The organism is Streptomyces sp. AC602_WCS936, assembly GCF_019049125.1.
In the GTDB taxonomy this organism is placed as follows: Bacteria; Actinomycetota; Actinomycetes; order Streptomycetales; family Streptomycetaceae; genus Streptomyces.
On the sequence record NZ_JAGMUF010000137.1, the window covers coordinates 290,468 to 306,743 of the forward strand.

General features: G+C 72.9%; 14 protein-coding genes. 7 read left to right on the plus strand and 7 right to left on the minus strand.

The features are described from left to right. Nucleotides 1–83 precede the first annotated feature (83 nt). Genes KUM03_RS37545 through KUM03_RS37560 form a run of 4 tightly spaced genes read left to right on the plus strand, consistent with a single transcriptional unit; the run spans nucleotide 84 to nucleotide 3,667 of the window. A complete protein-coding gene (locus tag KUM03_RS37545) occupies nucleotides 84–836 on the plus strand; it encodes a methyltransferase (RefSeq protein ID WP_217255091.1) in 753 nt (250 codons plus the stop codon). Further along, on the plus strand, nucleotides 833–1,642 hold the full coding sequence (locus KUM03_RS37550; protein ID WP_217255092.1) for a Rossmann-like domain-containing protein: 810 nt from the start codon (nucleotides 833–835) through the stop codon (nucleotides 1,640–1,642). The genes KUM03_RS37545 and KUM03_RS37550 overlap by 4 nt, the downstream gene beginning before the upstream one ends. Beyond that, the gene (locus KUM03_RS37555; protein ID WP_217255093.1) at nucleotides 1,639–2,691 is read left to right on the plus strand and encodes a GHMP kinase; all 1,053 of its coding nucleotides are present in this window, start codon (nucleotides 1,639–1,641) and stop codon (nucleotides 2,689–2,691) included. The genes KUM03_RS37550 and KUM03_RS37555 overlap by 4 nt, the downstream gene beginning before the upstream one ends. Beyond that, nucleotides 2,612–3,667, plus strand: coding sequence for a pyridoxal-phosphate dependent enzyme (locus tag KUM03_RS37560; RefSeq protein WP_217255094.1), 1,056 nt, complete (start codon nucleotides 2,612–2,614; stop codon nucleotides 3,665–3,667). The genes KUM03_RS37555 and KUM03_RS37560 overlap by 80 nt, the downstream gene beginning before the upstream one ends. On the opposite strand, the gene KUM03_RS37565 is transcribed toward KUM03_RS37560, so the two are convergent. After that, complete coding sequence (locus KUM03_RS37565) at nucleotides 3,618–4,352, minus strand: class I SAM-dependent methyltransferase (protein WP_217255095.1); 735 nt, start codon at nucleotides 4,350–4,352, stop codon at nucleotides 3,618–3,620. The genes KUM03_RS37560 and KUM03_RS37565 overlap by 50 nt on opposite strands. Before the next feature lie 100 nt (nucleotides 4,353–4,452). Between KUM03_RS37565 and KUM03_RS37570 the strand changes: the two genes are divergently transcribed. Continuing rightward, complete coding sequence (locus KUM03_RS37570) at nucleotides 4,453–5,058, plus strand: class I SAM-dependent methyltransferase (RefSeq protein ID WP_217255096.1); 606 nt, start codon at nucleotides 4,453–4,455, stop codon at nucleotides 5,056–5,058. A 47-nt stretch (nucleotides 5,059–5,105) separates the two neighbouring features. Here the strand turns inward: KUM03_RS37570 and KUM03_RS37575 are convergent, their stop codons facing one another. Next, complete coding sequence (locus KUM03_RS37575; protein WP_217255097.1) at nucleotides 5,106–7,589, minus strand: SCO7613 C-terminal domain-containing membrane protein; 2,484 nt, start codon at nucleotides 7,587–7,589, stop codon at nucleotides 5,106–5,108. A 77-nt stretch (nucleotides 7,590–7,666) separates the two neighbouring features. Between KUM03_RS37575 and KUM03_RS37580 the strand changes: the two genes are divergently transcribed. Further along, nucleotides 7,667–9,187: a carboxylesterase/lipase family protein gene (locus KUM03_RS37580; RefSeq protein WP_217255098.1), complete on the plus strand. Its 1,521-nt coding sequence runs from the start codon at nucleotides 7,667–7,669 to the stop codon at nucleotides 9,185–9,187. 20 nt (nucleotides 9,188–9,207) lie between these two features. On the opposite strand, the gene KUM03_RS37585 is transcribed toward KUM03_RS37580, so the two are convergent. Together KUM03_RS37585 and KUM03_RS37590 are read right to left on the minus strand one after the other, a co-directional pair. Continuing rightward, complete coding sequence (locus KUM03_RS37585) at nucleotides 9,208–11,532, minus strand: FdhF/YdeP family oxidoreductase (protein ID WP_217255099.1); 2,325 nt, start codon at nucleotides 11,530–11,532, stop codon at nucleotides 9,208–9,210. A gap of 34 nt (nucleotides 11,533–11,566) precedes the next feature. Continuing rightward, nucleotides 11,567–12,079, minus strand: a complete 513-nt coding sequence (locus KUM03_RS37590) for an SRPBCC family protein (RefSeq protein WP_217255100.1) — start codon at nucleotides 12,077–12,079, stop codon at nucleotides 11,567–11,569. Between the two features lie 165 nt (nucleotides 12,080–12,244). On the opposite strand from KUM03_RS37590, the gene KUM03_RS37595 reads away from it, so the two are divergent. After that, nucleotides 12,245–13,651, plus strand: coding sequence for a cellulase family glycosylhydrolase (locus KUM03_RS37595; RefSeq protein WP_217255101.1), 1,407 nt, complete (start codon nucleotides 12,245–12,247; stop codon nucleotides 13,649–13,651). Between the two features lie 53 nt (nucleotides 13,652–13,704). Here the strand turns inward: KUM03_RS37595 and KUM03_RS37600 are convergent, their stop codons facing one another. From KUM03_RS37600 to KUM03_RS37610, 3 genes are all read right to left on the minus strand, one after another. Then, nucleotides 13,705–14,367 carry a histidine phosphatase family protein gene (locus tag KUM03_RS37600; protein ID WP_217255102.1) on the minus strand — a complete coding sequence of 221 codons (663 nt, stop codon included), beginning with the start codon at nucleotides 14,365–14,367 and terminating at the stop codon, nucleotides 13,705–13,707. A gap of 94 nt (nucleotides 14,368–14,461) precedes the next feature. After that, nucleotides 14,462–15,196, minus strand: a complete 735-nt coding sequence (locus tag KUM03_RS37605; RefSeq protein ID WP_217255103.1) for a D-Ala-D-Ala carboxypeptidase family metallohydrolase — start codon at nucleotides 15,194–15,196, stop codon at nucleotides 14,462–14,464. Nucleotides 15,197–15,315: 119 nt separating this feature from the next. Next, on the minus strand, nucleotides 15,316–16,239 hold the full coding sequence (locus KUM03_RS37610) for a phosphotransferase (protein WP_217255104.1): 924 nt from the start codon (nucleotides 16,237–16,239) through the stop codon (nucleotides 15,316–15,318). Between the last annotated feature and the right edge of the window lie 37 nt (nucleotides 16,240–16,276).

A 16,276-nucleotide genomic window follows, 5' to 3' on the forward strand; every position in this document is an offset into this window, starting at 1 on the left:
CATTAGTGTGCTGCCGGAGGAGGTCGACGCCTCGTCCGCCTCGTACACCTGACGCCTCGTCAAACACCAGGAAGGACCCCCCAATGGACCGGAACACCACCGGCCCCGCTCTCCTCGAGCAGCTGCCCCCACCGCTGCCCGCGGACCGGATCATCGCCCTGAACCAGCCCAAGGGCGACCTGCACACCACTCGCTCCTACGAATGGAACGGATGGACCTTCGACGTCCCGCCCGGCGTCTTCATACCCGGCTGGACCAGCCGCCTGATCCACGAGCGGCTGCTCGACGGCCGTATCGAGACCCGCGGCCGCCGTTACGCCGCCATGGGCGCCGGCCTCGGCGTCGAGGCCGTGGCGGCGGGCGTCCGCGGCGCCCGGGAGATCCACGCGCTCGACGTCCACCCGCAGAGCGTGGCCGCGGCCACCCGCCACTACCGGCGCCTCGTCGGCGAACACCCGGCCACCGCGTTCCTCCCCGCCGTGAGCGACGTCTTCGACGCCCTCCCGGACGCTGTCCAGCTGGACGTCGTCACCTTCAACCCGCCCGCCGTCAGCCAGACCGTCAGCGACGACCCCGACGTCGTACGCAACGTCTGCGTGGGCGCACCGCTGATCGAGAAGTTCTTCGCCCAGATCACGGAGAAGGACCTCCTGGCACCCGGCGGCGAGATCCACCTCATCGCCTCCAACACCGCCGACCTGCGCGCCCTCGTCCAGCACGCCATGGACCACGGGCTGAGCCCCCGGGTCGACCACCTCCACGACTGGCGGGACGGCGTGCTGACCTTCCTGTTCCGCGTCACCCACGACACGCCCCGCTCCGGAGGCCCGCGATGAAGAACACCGAGGAACTCCTGGCCGGCGTACTGGCGGGCGAACACGGTCACCCTCCCGCCGACATGACGGCGACCAGCGTGTTCTGGGTGCACCACGGCACCCGGCTGGCCGGCGGGAACACCACCTACCTCAACCAGTACGTCCTCGTCCGGGTCGGCGGCTCGTTCGGCGGCTGCGCCTTCGAAGCCGGAGAAGCCGACCCGTCCCTGTGCCGCGACGCCTCCGGCGCCCCTCTCGACACGCTGCTGCGCGACGCGCCCCGCCCGCTGCGGATCGCCGCGCTCGACGCCTACCTGAGCGCGGTCCGGCCGCACCGGGAGGCGGCCGGGGCGGAACCGGTCACCCTGCCCGCCGGGACACCCGAGACCCGGGCGCAGGCCCGCGACGCGGCCATCGCGGGCCTCCTGGACATCGAGGCCGGTGCCCGGGTCGGCCTGATCGGCGTGGTCAACCCGCTCGTCGCGGCCATCCGCGAACGCGGCGGTGCGCCCCTGCTCTGCGACTTCAACCTCCGCACCACCCAGTGGGGCGACCCGGTCACCGACGACATGCACGAACTCCTCGACACCGCCGACGCCGTGGTCGCCACCGGCATGACCCTGAGCAACGGCAGCTTCGACACCGTCCTGGCCCGCTGCCGCGAGCGCGGCGTGCCCCTGGTGGTCTACGCCCAGACCGGAAGCGCCGTGGCCCGCGCGTTCCTCGGAGCGGGCGTGACCGCCCTGTCCGCGGAGCCCTTCCCCTTCTCCCAGTTCAGCGCGGAACCCACCACCCTGTACCGCTACCGGGCGGCGGCCGGCGCATGACGTCTGCCACCCGCCGGCCGGCGCCGCCGGAGGCCGCCACCCGTGAGACGACGGGCACCGGCCACGCCGCCTGCCATCACGGCGAGATCCTCCAGGGCGTCTTCCTCGACGAACGGCGCCGCCCCCGCCACGGCCTGGTCACCCTGCCCATGACCGCCCGGGGCAGCACGGCCCGTTTCACCCACCGGCCCGGCAGCCCGACCGACGAGGTGACGGTGACGCCGGGCGGCCGGGCCAAGGCGCGGGCGGCGGCCGTCCTCGCGCTACGGGAGTGCGCGGAGCGGCTCGGCGAGGAACCGTGCGGCGGGGAACTGACCCTCACCGGCGATCTCCCCGTCGGACTCGGCATGGGCTCGTCCACCAGCGACGTCATCGCCACGGTGCGCGCGGTCGCCGACTCCCGGGGCCTGCTCCTGCCGCCGGAGACCATCGCCCGCCTCGCGGTGCGCGCCGAGGGCGCCAGCGACCCCCTGATGCACGGCTGTCGCCCGCTGCTCTTCGCGCAACGGGAGGGCCGCGTCCTCGAAACCCTGGGCTCCGCACTGCCGCCCGCGGTGGTGGTCGGGTGCGCGCTCGGAGGCGGCGAACCGGTCGACACCCTCTCCCTGCCGGTCCTCGTCCAGGACGACGACCTCGCCGCCTACGAGCACCTGCGCCGCATGCTGCGCAGGGCGGTGACCGACGCCGACACCGCGCTGCTCGGCAGGGTCGGCACGGCCAGCGCCCGCCTGCGCCAACGCGTCCTGCGGCACCAGGAGTTCCCGGCCCTCACCGGCATCGCCGACAGCGTGGGCGCGGCCGGGGTGCAGATCGCCCACAGCGGCAACGTCGCCGGCATCCTCTTCGACCCCCGAGTCCCCTGCCTGAACCGCAGGCTGCACCGTTGCGCCCGCGCCCTGGACCGTGAAGGCATCCCGTCGACCCGGACCTTCACCACCTTCGCGACCCCCGCCACTGAGGAGTACGCCCGTGGACGAACACATCTCGCAAGCCATCGGCCGACCGGACCTGATACGCCTCGACGACGGACTCGTCTGCCTGCGGTTTGAGACGATGAAGGTCGTCTCCGCCCTGGCCGCCGTACGCCACCTGCTCGACACCGGAACGGTACGGCGCGGCGACACCCTCGTCGACAGTTCCAGCGGCATCTACGCTTACGCCCTCGCGCTGGCCTGCCACCGCTACGGCATGCGCTGCCACATCGTCGGCTCCACCACCGTCGACCACACCCTGCGCACCCAACTCGACGTCCTCGGCGCCCATCTGGAGCAGATGCCGCCCAGCACCGACCTCAAGCTCGACCAGAGCCGCCGCGTCGCCCGCGTCCAGGAGATACTGCGCGAGCACCCCGACTACCACTGGATGCGCCAGTACCACGACGACGTCCACTACCTCGGCTACGAGGCCGTGGCCGAACGGATCCAGGAGGAGACCGGTGCCGCCGCCCTGTCGCTCGTGGGCGGCGTGGGATCCGGGGCCTCCACCGGCGCCCTCGCCCACTACCTGGGCAAACGCTCCGTCGATGTGCGGCTCGTCGGCGTCCAGCCGTTCGGCAGCGTCACCTTCGGCAGCGACCACGTCTCGGACCCGGAGATCATCATCGCCGGCATCGGCAGTTCCATCCCGTTCGGCAACGTGCGTCACGACCTCTACGACACCGTCCACTGGCTCGCCTTCGACACCGCCCTCGCCGGGAGCGTGGACCTGCTGCGCCGGCACGCCGTCTTCGCCGGTCTGTCCACCGGCGCCGCCTATCTCGCCGCCCGCTGGGAACGCGGTGCGGAGCCGGGCCGGACGGCCGTGTTCGTCGCCGCCGACACCGGCCACCGGTACGTCGACACCGTGTTCGCCCGGCACGCGGAGGCGGCGCGGGTGGAGGACCTGGCGCCCCGTCCGGTGCGTGGCACGGGCGAACTCGCCCTGCCCTGGTCGCGCATGAACTGGAAGGGCTCGCCCGCCCCCGCGGCGGCGGTCGTCAGGCCGGCTTGCGCCACACCGAGATGTGCTTCGCCGAGTCCTGGGTGAACGGCGTCCGGTCCCAGTCCGCGTAGCGACATTCCAGGTCGAGGCCGGCGATGCGCGCCATCAGGTCGAGTTCGGCCGGCCAGGCGTACCGGTGCCGGGAGTTGTCGCGGCGGTAGTGGTCGCCGTCGCGGGTGAAGTGGTTCGAGACGAGGATCTGCTCGACCAGGTCGAAGGTGTCGAACCCGAGGTGCCGGTCGGAGACGTCGAACGGCACCGCGGTCTGGCCGGGCGGCAGGGACCGCAGGGGCGGCACGCCCAGCTCGATGACGAACCTGCCCCCGGGCCTCAGATGACGGGCCGCGTTGCGGAAGCACTCGACCTGTTCGTCCTGGGTGAGCAGGTTGCTGATGGTGTTGTAGACGAGGTAGACCACGGCGAACTCACCGGGGACGACGGTCGTGGCCATGTCCCCGAGGGTCACCGGCAGCGTGTCCTCGTCGGCCTTGCGCCGCAGGACCGCCGTCATGTGCTCGGACAGTTCGATGCCCACGACCGGCACGCCGCGTTCCCGGAGGGGGACGCCCACCCGTCCGGTCCCGATGGCGAACTCCAGTGCCCGGCCGTCTGCGGCGAGCTCGGTGAGGAGGTCGAGGGTCGGTCCGAGGACGGCGGCCGAGGACATCTCGGTCTCCTCGGCGTCGTAGCGGTCGGCGGTCGCCCGTGTCCACAGTTCGCTGCTAGTCACGGGCGTCCACTGTGCCGGGCGCGGAGGGCGCTGTCGACGCATTTACCTTGCAGGGCCGCCGAGCCGCACGGCCGGCCAGCGGCCCGTTAGGCTTGCCGCCATGAGCCGATGGGAGCAGCTGACCGGCGGCACGTCCGGTGAGCAGTACGCCGCGCGTTTCGCCGAACTCGCCGAACGCGGGCAGGACGTCCATGGCGAGGCACGACTGTGCGCCACGCTGGTGCCTCCCGGGGCACGGGTGCTGGACGCGGGCTGCGGCACCGGGCGGGTCCTGATCCAACTCGCCCACCTCGGTTACGACGGGGTGGGCGTGGACAGCGACGCCTCCATGCTGGCCGTGGCCCGTCGGAACGCGCCCCGGCTGACCTGGCTGCGGGCCGACCTGGCCGACTTCGACCCGGCCGCGGCGGACGCCGGCCCCGGCTTCGACCTCGTCGTCGCCGCGGGCAACGTCTTCCCGCTCCTCGCGCCGGGCACCGAGGCCGCCGTCGCCGCCGCCCTGGCCCGGGCCCTGCGCCCGGGCGGCCTGCTCGTCGCCGGTTTCGGCCTGGACCGGGAGCACCTGCCCGTGCCGCCCAGCCTCACGCTGGCGGAGTACGACGCCCACTGCACCGCGGCCGGGCTCACCCTCACCGACCGCTTCGCCACCTGGGACGCCGACCCCTACGACGGCGGAGGTTACGCGGTCAGCGTCCACCGCCGCTGACGCCCGTCGGTGACTGGACAACAGGCGGCCCGCATCGGGGCGCCGCCCTACCGGAGCCGCCCCAGCGCTTCCCGCAGCCGCCGTGCGTCGCGCAGGCGCTGTTCGCAGGTGGCGCCCAGGGCGAGCAGCGCCAGACCGGCGAGTGCGGGAGGTGCCCATCGGGGAAGCGCGCCGACGACCTGGGTGACGTACGGGGCGAGTTCGTGCAGCGCCACCAGTGCGAGCGCGCTCCCGCCCAGGACCAGCGGGGCCTGGAGCCGGAACCGTGCGCCCGTCAGGGTCATGGCCAGCGCGGCGGTGCCGAGCAGCAGGGGCCGCAGCCAGTGCGGATCGCCCCACATCGCGAGCAGACTCGGCACCAGGGTGACGGCCGGCCCCGCCGCGTACGCCGTCCACGAGGAGACCGCCGGATCACGGCGCCGGGTCAGGTGCCCGACGGCCAGCGCGGCGACGGTCACCGGCAGCGTGTAGGCCTCCGGCGTGGTGACGTCCCACGCCGCCAGCCGCACCCAGGTGGCCAGCAGGAACAGGGCGGCCGCCGCGTGACCGACCCGTCGCCGCTCCGGCCGCAGCGCCGTCCCGGCGGTGACGACCCCGCAGAGCGAGAGGAGCAGGGCCAGCATCGGCAGATCCCGCACCGCGAGAGCGAGCGAGAGCAGCGCCGCGGCCGCACCCGCCCCTTCGACCGGGACGGTCGCGGCCGAGCCTCGCGTCCGCGCCGCGACCAGAGCCGCGACGACGGGCACGACCAGGACCAGCAGCGCGGTGTGCTCCGGCGGCAGGCCGGCGGACGCCCCGACCGCGCAGGCCAGAGCCGCGGCGTACACCAGGGCGGCGGGCGCGGCGAACACGACGAGCCCCGGACGCGTGCTCGCGACGCCGAACAGCACCGTCAGCGTCAGGAGCGCCCCGATCGTGCCGGACTCGGTGGCCAGTGAGAGGAGGGCGAGGGCGACGGAGGTGACGAGGGCCAGCACAAGGGCCGTCACGGCCGGCGCGGACGACTCGCCCGCCGCGCCACGGGCCCGCTCGGCGACACCCAGCGAGGCCAGGACCACGACACCCTGCACCACCAGCCCCGCCCCGTAGGGCAGTGTGAGCACCACCGGAGTCACGAACACCGCCGCCCACCCGAGGACGAGCGCACCCACCCCGGCCGCCGGGCGCCACACCGCGCGGCGCTCGGCCACGGCCAGCACACCGGCCACGAGGGCGAGGACGAGTGGCGCGGCAGCCGCGTAGGAAGGCCAGTAGGCGTCCGCGAACACGGCGTCCCGGGAGTCGAGCGGCACCCCCGACCAGGGCCGCTCGATCCAGGCCACCGGGCCGAAGAGCGTCCCCGCGACGAGCGGGAGGGCCCACAGCACCGCCAGGCCCTGGACGACCAGCGAAGCCCCGACCATCCCCCGCCGCAGCGGCCGGGGGAGCGGCATCCGGACGGCCGTCAGCAAGGTGATCCCGAGGACCAGGCATCCGGGCACCGTCCACTCACCGGGCACCGACGCCCGCAGTACCCCGCCCGCCCCCGCGACCAGACACAGCCCCGCGGACAAGGCGGCACACACGGCGACGTCCGGCTTCGGGGCGTACCGGGCGGCGGTCAGGGCGATCGCCGCGGCGAGTACCAGGAGCGCGGCGCCCCGCGCGGCCGCACCCGGACCGGGCGCGCTCCAGCAGAGCCATCCGGCCGACAGCACCCCGACGGCCCCCGTGCCGCAGGCGCCGACGAGGGTGACGACCCGCACCGGCGCGTGGGCCGACCGGAGCGACACGGCGGTGTCGGCCGCGGCGGTCACCAGCAGCACGGCCGTGAGCGCGTGCGGGCCCGCCTCGACGGCGAGCGCCCACAGAAGCAGCGGCAGTTGCGCGGTCACCGCGGCGAGGGGGAGCGGGAGCCGCAGGGCCGGACGCGCGCCCGTCCGCGCCCGGACCTGCTCCGCCTCGACGACGCCGGCCGACCGCGGCACCAGCAGGCCCACTCCCGCACCGTACGCGGCCCAGGCGCCGGCCAGGACGGCCGACGCGGCAGCCGTGTACCCGAGACCGCCGCTGCCGCCGAGCGCCACTTCGTGCAAGGCGTAGGCATCGAGCACGGTCAGGGCCATGCCCAGAGCCGCCACCGCCTCGGCGGTCGAGCCCAGTCCTCGCCGCAACAGCGGTACGGGCACGGCCAGCGCGCTCAGGGTCACCGCGCCCAGAACCAGCGCCCGTCCGGTGATCCCCAGGTGACCCCAGCCGACCAGGGTGAAGGCGATGGCGGCGACCGTCAGGAGGATGCCGCCGAGGAGCAGCAGCACGTTCTGCACGCCGGGGGCCGTGGCCTCCGGCCGTTGCGCGGCCGTGCCGGGCGCCCCGGGCCACACGGGGCGCGCCGGACCGGCGCTCCAGGCGGGCTGTGGTGCGGACGCCGTACGCAGGGTGTGGACCAGCCACTCGCGGCGCCGCAGCAGGAGGGCGCGGCGGGCGTCGAGTTGCCGCAACTCGGCGTCGAGGAAGCGCAGTTCCTCGGCCGGAGGCGGAATGTTCGTCATGGCCTGAGTGTGGTCCCCGCCACTTCGCCGCGCATGGGCGCGCGTACTCAGTTCCTACTCAGTCACACTGACGCGCGATGAGTGAGCAACCACGTGATGAAGAGGCCGTCTTCCGTACGACCGGCGGCCGGGTGCGGGGCACCGCGGCCGGTGACGGTGTCACCGCCGTGCTGGGGGTCCCGTACGCCGCTGCGCCTTTCGGTGCCCGCCGGTTCCGGGAGCCGCAAGCGGCGCCGAGCTGGAGCGGGGTACGGGACTGCGCGGACTTCGGCCCCATCGCCCCGCAGTCGGCCGAGTTGCCCGGAGCGCCGGTGTGGCGCCCGGGCGACGAAGACGTCCTCACCGTCAACGTGTGGGTCCCCGACGGTGCGGGAGACGGCGGGCTGCCGGTGTTCTTCTGGATCCACGGTGGTGCCTACACCTTCGGCTCGTCCGCCCAGCCCGACTTCGACGGGGCGTCCCTGGCCCGCGCCGGTCTGGTCGTGGTCAGCTGCAACTTCCGCGTGGGTTTCGAGGGCTTCGGCACAGTGCCCGGGTTCCCCGACAACCGCGGACTGCTCGACCAGGCCGCCGCCCTGGTCTGGGTCCGGGAGAACATCGAGGCCTTCGGCGGCGACCCCGGCAACGTCACCGTCGCCGGGCACTCCTCCGGAGGGGGCTCGGTGGCCTGCCTGATGGTGATGGAGCGGGCACGCGGGCTGTTCCGGCGAGCCATCGCCCACAGCGTGCCCAGTGCATTCTTCACCGTGGAGCTCGCCGAGGCGGTCACCGAGCGGATCGCGGCCGAGGCCGGGGTGGGTCCGACGGCCGCGGGACTGCTGTCCGTGCCGCCCGAGGCGCTCGTGGCCGCGTCCGACAAGGTCACCGCGGACTGCCGGACCAACCCCGTGACACCGATCCTCGCCTTCGACCCCGTGATCTTCCAACCCGTCGTCGACGGCGAGGTGCTGCCCGCGGAACCGCTCCGCGCGCTCGCCTCCGGCACGGCGCGGGACGTGGATCTGCTGGTCTGCCACACGCTGGAGGAGTACCGGTTCCTCCACATGGTGGGCGCCGTCCGGGCAGCCGTCACCGAGGCGGAGCTCGCGGACGTCGCCGAGGCCCTGCGCCTCCCCGCCCACCTGGTCGACGGCTACCGGGCGTTGCTGCCGGACGCCCCGGTGCTCGACCGCTGCCTCGCGCTCCTCGGCGACGCGGGGTTCGGCGAGTACACCACCCGGCTCGCCGAGCAGCACGCGCGGGCCGGCGGCCGGGCGTACCTGGCCCGCTTCGCCCGCCGGCGCGGTGAGGCCGGACCCTGGCACACCGCGGACATCCCCTTCGCCTTCGGCAACCTGGACGCCGTCGGCGCGGACTTCCTCATCGGCGGCGCACCCGACGAACACGACCGGGCCCTGTCCCGCCGCATGCTCCGTTCCTGGGCCGGCTTCGCGGCGACCGGGGACCCGGGATGGCCGGCGGTCACGTCGGACACCACGCCGGTCAGATCGTGGGCCGTCCCCGACGACGGCCTGACGGCCGACGACACGTGCGGCTTCCGCGAGGTGTGGCGCCACGTCCGGTTCGATCCGATGCGTCCCGGCCGCCCGGGCGGCTGACCCGTCGGAAGGCGGCGACCTCACTCGACGGGCGGATCCGCGTGCTCGCCGGGCTTCGGGCCCGCGGACTCCAGCCGCACCACCAGCCCCTTCGACGTCGGCTGATTGCTGATCTCGGCCACGCTGTCCAGCGGCACGAGGACCTGTGTCTCCGGGTAGTACGCCGCCGCGCAGCCACGGCTGGTCGGATACGGCACCACCCGGTAGCCCTCCGCGCGGCGTTCCGAGCCGTCGGTCCACACGCTCACCAGGTCGACGCGCTGTCTCTCGGCGAGTCCCAGGTCCGCCATGTCCTCGGGGTTGACCAGCACGACCCGGCGGCTGCCGTGGATGCCCCGGTAGCGGTCGTCGTTCGTGTAGGGGATCGTGTTCCACTGGTCGTGCGACCGGAGCGTCTGCAGCAGCAGGTGCCCCTCGGGAGCCGTCGGCATCTCCCAGTCGTTGCGGGTGAACCGGGCCTTGCCCGTGGACGTGGCGAAGACGCCCTCGTTGACCGGGTTCGGCAGCCTGATGCCACCCGGCCGGATCACCCGCCGGTTGAAGTCGTGCAGCCCCGGTACCACGCGGGCGATCCGGTCACGCAGGGAGCCGTAGTCGGCCTCGAACCGCTCCCAGGGGATGCCGGTCCCGCCGTCGAGGGTGCGGCGGGCCAGCCGGCACAGGATGGCGACCTCGCTGAGCAGGACCCTGGAGGCCGGGGTGAGACGGCCCCGGGAGACGTGCACCTCGCTCATCGAGTTCTCGACGGTGACGAACTGCTCGCCGCCCGCCTGGATGTCGAGCTCCGTACGACCCAGGGTGGGCAGGATCAGTGCGGTCTCACCGCAGACCGTGTGCGACCTGTTGAGCTTGGTGGAGATGTGGGCGGTGAGCCGGCAGCGCCGCATGGCGTCCTCGGTGACCGCGGTGTCCGGGGCGGCCAGGACGAAGTTGCCGGCCACGCCCAGGAAGACCTTGATCCGGCCCTCGCCCATGGCTCTGATCGAGTTCACCGAGTCGAGCCCGTGGGCGCGGGGCGGATCGAAGCCGAACTCCTCCCGCAGCGCGTCCAGGAAGTCGTCGGGCATCTGCTCCCAGATGCCCATCGTGCGGTCGCCCTGTACGTTGCTGTGCCCGCGCACCGGGCACGCACCGGCTCCGGCCCTGCCGAGGTTGCCGCGCAGCAGCAGGAAGTTCACGATCTCCCTGATGGTGGGGACGCCGTGCTTGTGCTGCGTCACTCCCATGGCCCAGCAGACGATCACCCGCTCGCTGCGCAGGACGTCGCCGTGCACCTCCTCGATCTCCGCACGCGTCAGTCCGGTGGCCCGGAGGACGTCGTCCCAGGCGATGGTCCGGGCATGCCGCGCGAACTCCTCGAAACCGGAGGTGCTCGCGCGGATGAACGCGTCGTCGAGCACGGCGCCCGGCCGGTCGTCCTCGGCCTCCAGCAGCAGCCGGTTCAGCCCCTGGAACAGGGCGAGGTCCCCGCCGCTGCGGATGTGCAGGAACCGGTCGGCGATCTGGACTCCGCGTCCGATCACCCCGCGGGCCTTCTGCGGGTTCTTGAACCGCAGCAGTCCGGCCTCCGGCAGGGTGTTCACGGCGATGACCCGGGCCCCGTTGCGCTTGGCCTCCTCCAGCGCGGCCAGCTGACGCGGATGGTTGGTCCCCGGGTTCTGTCCCACCAGGAAGATCAGGTCGGCGTGGTGGAGGTCCTGGAGACTCACCGTGCCCTTGCCGGTGCCCAGCGTCTCGTGCAGCGCGAAGCCGCTCGACTCGTGGCACATGTTGCTGCAGTCGGGCAGGTTGTTGGTGCCGAAGGCCCTGGCGAACAGCTGTAGCGCGAAGGCCGCCTCATTGCTGACCCGGCCGGAGGTGTAGAAGACCGCCTCGTCGGGGGAGTGCAGCGACTTCAGCTCGTCGGCGATCAGCCCCAGCGCGTCGTGCCAGCTGATGGGCTCGTAGTGGTCCGAACCCGGGCGCTTGACCATCGGCTCGGTGAGCCGCCCCTGCTGGTTGAGCCAGAGGTCGGAGTGCCGGCGCAGTGCGGACACCGAGTGCTCGCGGAAGAAGTCGGCGGTGACGCGCCGGGACGTCGCCTCGTCGTTGATGTGCTTGGCGCCGTTCTCGCAGTACTCGTTGCGGTGCCGGTGGCCGGGGGAGGGGTCCGCCCACGCGCAGCCGGGGCAGTCGATGCCGCCGACCTGGTTCATGGTCAGCAGGGTCACCCCGGTCCGCCTCAGGGACGTCTCGTCGAGGGAGTACTCCAGGGCGTGCGTCACCGCGGGCACGCCCGCCGCCCATTCCTTGGGCGGAGTGACGGTGAGTTCCTGCGCGGGCTCTTCGCTCGGTGGTCTGTGCATCACAGAGGTCGCTCGCTTTCTCGCGCCGGTCGGATCAGCCCACGGGCCAACGGGGAACGCGGCAGCGCGCGGGCTCGGACTCCACCGGCAGGACGTGCCCGTTCCGGATGGTTCCCCGCCAGCCCCCCGCCTCCTGGCCCAGACCCTCGATGAACTCCTTGAAGTGCGCCAGCTCGGAGCGGAGCACGCGTCGCGCGGCACCGGAGAGGCCGGACAGAACAGCCGCGGCACCCCGCCGCCCGACCTCGATGCGTACGGTGACCGTGGCCCGGTCGCGACCCGCCGCGTGGAACGTCACCTTGCCCCGATGGTGCGAGTCCAGGCTCCGCCAGGCGACACAGGTGTCCGGCCGCTGATCGACGATCTCCGTCGCGAACTCGCGCCGCACCGGCCCCAGACCGACCACCCAATGGGTGATGGACGGTCTGACCTGCTCGACCCTCTTCACCGTGGTCATGAACCGCGGGAACGTCTTGAACTGGGTCCACTGGTTGTACACGGTGCGCACCGGCACCGCGACCTGGACCGTCTCCTCGATCGTGGTCATGGTCCGCCTGTCTGCGATCACTGGTCCCCCCAGTGTCACGGCCCGGCCGGGTGCCCGCCACGTGAACCTTCGCCACGGCGCCCGCACGGCGTCCGCGGTCTTGAACAATCCTCATCTTTCCTGATGTGATCTGCGGCACAGCCGACCGACCGTGCCGGAGGTCCCATGTACCGCCGTCTGCTCACCGCGCTCGTCTGCATCGCGCTGCTGGCCACCGGGATGGCCTACGCGCAGCCGGTCGTCGCCGACCACGGGGTCCCGCCCTCCGGCATACCCCGGCTCACGGACGACCGGGGACGCGTCCTGACCCTGCGCGGCTGGAACGTCGAGGACAAGACGCACCGGGGTGAGGACGCCCTGTCCGCGATCGGCGAGCGGCACTTCCGGGACCTGCGGGCCCAGGGCTTCAACTTCGCCCGGCTCCTCGTCTTCTGGGACGACCTCGAACCCCGGCGGGGCCACTACAGCGAGCGGTACCTGCACCGGATCGAACGCATCCTGGACTGGGCGCACAAACACCGTGTGCACGTCCTGATCGACGCGCACCAGGACGTCTTCGGGCCCGCGTTCGGGCACCGCGGCATCCCCGAGTGGGCGACGAGGACCGACGGTCTGCCCTTCACCCCGCACCCCGACGACTGGTTCGCCGAGTACTTCGAACCGGCGGTGCAGCGGGCGTTCACCCACCTCTACGAGGACCCCGACCTGCGCCGCGCCCAGGCGGACATGTGGCGGGTGCTGGCCCGGCGCCTCGGGGACCACCCGGCCGTCCTCGGCTACGACCTGATCAACGAGCCCATGGGTGAGATCGCGCCGGGCGAGGACCTGCCGACGGCCGCCCGGCGCATCGAGCGCGAGCATCTCACCCCGCTGTACAACCGGCTCGCCGACGCCGTCCGTACCGTCGACGACGACTCCTGGATCTTCTTCGAACCGACCCCGATCGTGGGCGAGGGCGTCCCCACCGGCCTGGGCCGGATCGACGATCCGAAGGCCGTCTACGCGCCCCACTTCTACAACACGGCCATGGAGGCGGGCGCCGACTACGACCCGTCAGCAGGCTGGATCGAGGCGTACGAGTCCGCGGTGACCGTCTATCCCGGCCGGTACCGCGTACCCGTCGTGGTGGGAGAGTGGGGCCCGCTCAACAACTCCCTGCCGAACATGGGGCGTTTCTACCGCGACGCCCTGTCGTCCCTGAACCGCTACACCTCGGGCTGGGCGGGGTACGTCTGGTGCTACGGCGGCGGGTACTGCGCCGTGGACGCCGAGGGACGCTTCCGGACCAACAAGGAGCAGACCTCGGCACCGTACGCCCCGGCCGTCGCCGGACGGGTAACCGCCGAGACGTACGAGCCGGGCGGCGGCGTCTTCCGGCTGTCGTACCGCGCCGGGCACGGCGTCACCGAGGTCTCCCTGCCGCCCCGGGCGGGCGGCTGGCACATCGAACTGACCGGTGCCGCCCGCACCGCCACGCCGGCCCTGCCCGGTGACCGGGCGCAGACCGTGCGCGTAGTCGCGCGTCCGGGCGCGCACGTCACCGTGGTCGTCACTCCGCGCTCGCCGCGGTGACCCGCCGGGAGCCCACGACGGCGGAAGGCGGGGCGGCGGGAGAGGCAGCCCCCTCAGGGGCGGGGGGCCGCCTCGCCGGCCGGGCCGCTGTCCTCGGGGAACTCTCCCTCCGGGCCGAGCGGACTGCCCTCCCACACGAGTGCCTGCCAGCCCCGGTCGGGCGAGCCGGTGAGCACGACGATGCCGGTGTTGCCCAGCGGGTGGCCGGCGGCGTACGACACGTCGACGTTGGCCGCCCGGGCGGCCACCCACGCACGGATCATCGCGCCGTGGCTGACCACGGCCACCGTGTCCGCTCCCGTTCCCGCCGCCTCGGCGACGACGGCGTCGAAGCGGCCCAGGGCCTCCACGCCGTTCTCACCACCGGGCATCCGGCGGCCGGTGTCGCCGGCGGACCAGGCGAAGGCGGTGGAGAGATACACGGCGGCGGCGTCCTCGTCGCCGCGCATCTCCAGATCCCCCGCGGCCAGCTCCCGCAGCCCGTCCCGGACGCGGACGTCCAGCCCTGTCGCGGCCGCCAGCGGCGCGGCGGTCAGCTGGGTACGCACCAGCGTGGAGGCGTACAGCGCACCGATCCGCTCCGTCGCCAGAGCCTGCGGCAGCGCGGCGGCCTGCTCCTGCCCCAGAGGTGTCAGCCCCGGCCCCGGCGCGTCGGTGTCCAGCAGGTGCTTGAGGTTGGACGGGGTCTGACCATGGCGTACGAGCAGCAGACGCATGCGGGGCTACCTCCACAGGACGGAAAACTCCCTCCACTGTGCCACCGCCGCCGTCGGCTCCGGAACACGGGACGGGGGCCCGGTCACCGCCGGATCAGATGCCGCAGGTGGGGGCCGACCAGTAGGGCGACGGGTCGAAGGCCACGTGGGTGTGGTCGTTGTGTCCGGGGTAGCCGGGGCCGAGGATCTCCGAGAAGCCGTGCGTCCTGGACTGCTGGGCGAGCCGGCACAGGGACGGCGAGCCGACGAGATCGGCCGCGTCGCCGTACAGGTGGCGGCTGGTGGCGGAACCACCGACCGCGTTGTTGCACGCGCGGGAGCGGAAGCCGCTGGAGATGGTGATGGGGACGTCGCCGAGGGCGTGGCGCATCGCCTCCAGCTTCCACATGGTCTTGAGCGCGTTCCGCTTGGCGGTGGCCGCGGAGACGGCGCCGCCGGACCAGTCGGAGTTGCACTTGTTGAGTTCGGCGTAGGTGAAGTGGACGGGCGTGCAGTCGGCGTCCTGGAGGGCGTAGATCTTGCTGAAGGTGGCGGGTCCGGCGACGCCGTCCGCGCTCAGTCCGTACGCGGCCTGGAACTTCTTGACGGCGGCGGCGGTCCGCGCGCCGTACTGGCCGTCGTAGGAGAGTCGTTCGCCGGACGTCACCCAGCCGGCGACCCGGATCTGCAGCTGGGTCACGTCGCTGCCGGAGGAACCCTGGGACAGGGTGCGGTTCCAGGTGTAGCAGGAGTCGGCGTGCGCCGTGCCGGCGGTGGCACCCACGCCGACCACGGCGCCAGCCATGAGCATGACAAAAGAGAGAAGCAGACGTGACACGCGTCTGAACATCCCGGCCTCCCGACCGTTGAGCCGACAACAACCGAAGCCCAGCGTGCGGGAACGGACTACGCGCGTCAATGGCGCCGGGGACCTCCCTCCCCACCCGCCGGCGCCATGACGGGCATGTGTCAGACCGTGCCGAACCACGCTTCCGCGAGCGAGTGCAGCGTTCCTTCGGCGGGCACACCCAGTTCCCTCATGTACCAAGGGAGGTTGCTGTAGACGTGCAGCAGCGTGTACGCGAGCAGTTCGACCGGCTCGAAGGTGCGTCCGTAGGCCTTGGCGAGACGGGCCAGCAGATCCGGGTCACCTCGGGTGACGAACAGGCCCACGCCCACGAAGTCGTACGCGCGGTCACCGATCATGGCCGGTTCGAAGTCGAAGAGCCCGGTCAGCCGCCATCCGTCGGGATCGACCAGGAAATGCTGTCGCATCACCTCGGTGTGCAGCAGACAAGGGTCCGGGTCGCGCGGCAGTGGGACCGAGGCCAGGAAGTCCGGTATCTGCTCCAGCCAGCCGGCGGCCAGCCCGCGGGCACGCTGCTGTTCCACGGCGCCGGCGCTCTGGCGCTCCACGAAGGCGCCCCAGTCCCCCGGGCCGAGCACGTCCCCGAGCGGGCCGGGGTCGAGGGAGTGGAGCACCGCCAGGGCTTCACCCACCTCGGTGACGAGCCGTTCCCGGTCGGCGCGCGGCACGCGGTCCCAGGCCTGGGCCAGGTTCTCGCCGCGGAGCCGGGACATGAGCACGTACTGCCAGCCGTTCTCGTACGGGCCGCGGTCACGTACCAGCGGCGTCGGCACCGGCAGCCGTCCCTGGAGGTGGGCGAGGACCCGGCCCTCCGCGACACCGTCCTGCGCGGCGGCTTTCGGGAACAGCTTGAGGACGTGCTCGTCACCCACCGCGTAGACCGGCTGCGACCCGTCCGGGAAACGGGTCAGCGGCGCGTCGGCGAGACCGAGCCGTGCACAGAGGTCCGCCGCGCCGGGACGCATCACCGATTCATCGGGAACGATCGCGTCCCACTCTTCGTCCGTCTCCACCACAGGCAGCATGATCGGGACCGTAGACCACCGGCTGCCGGGCGGCAAC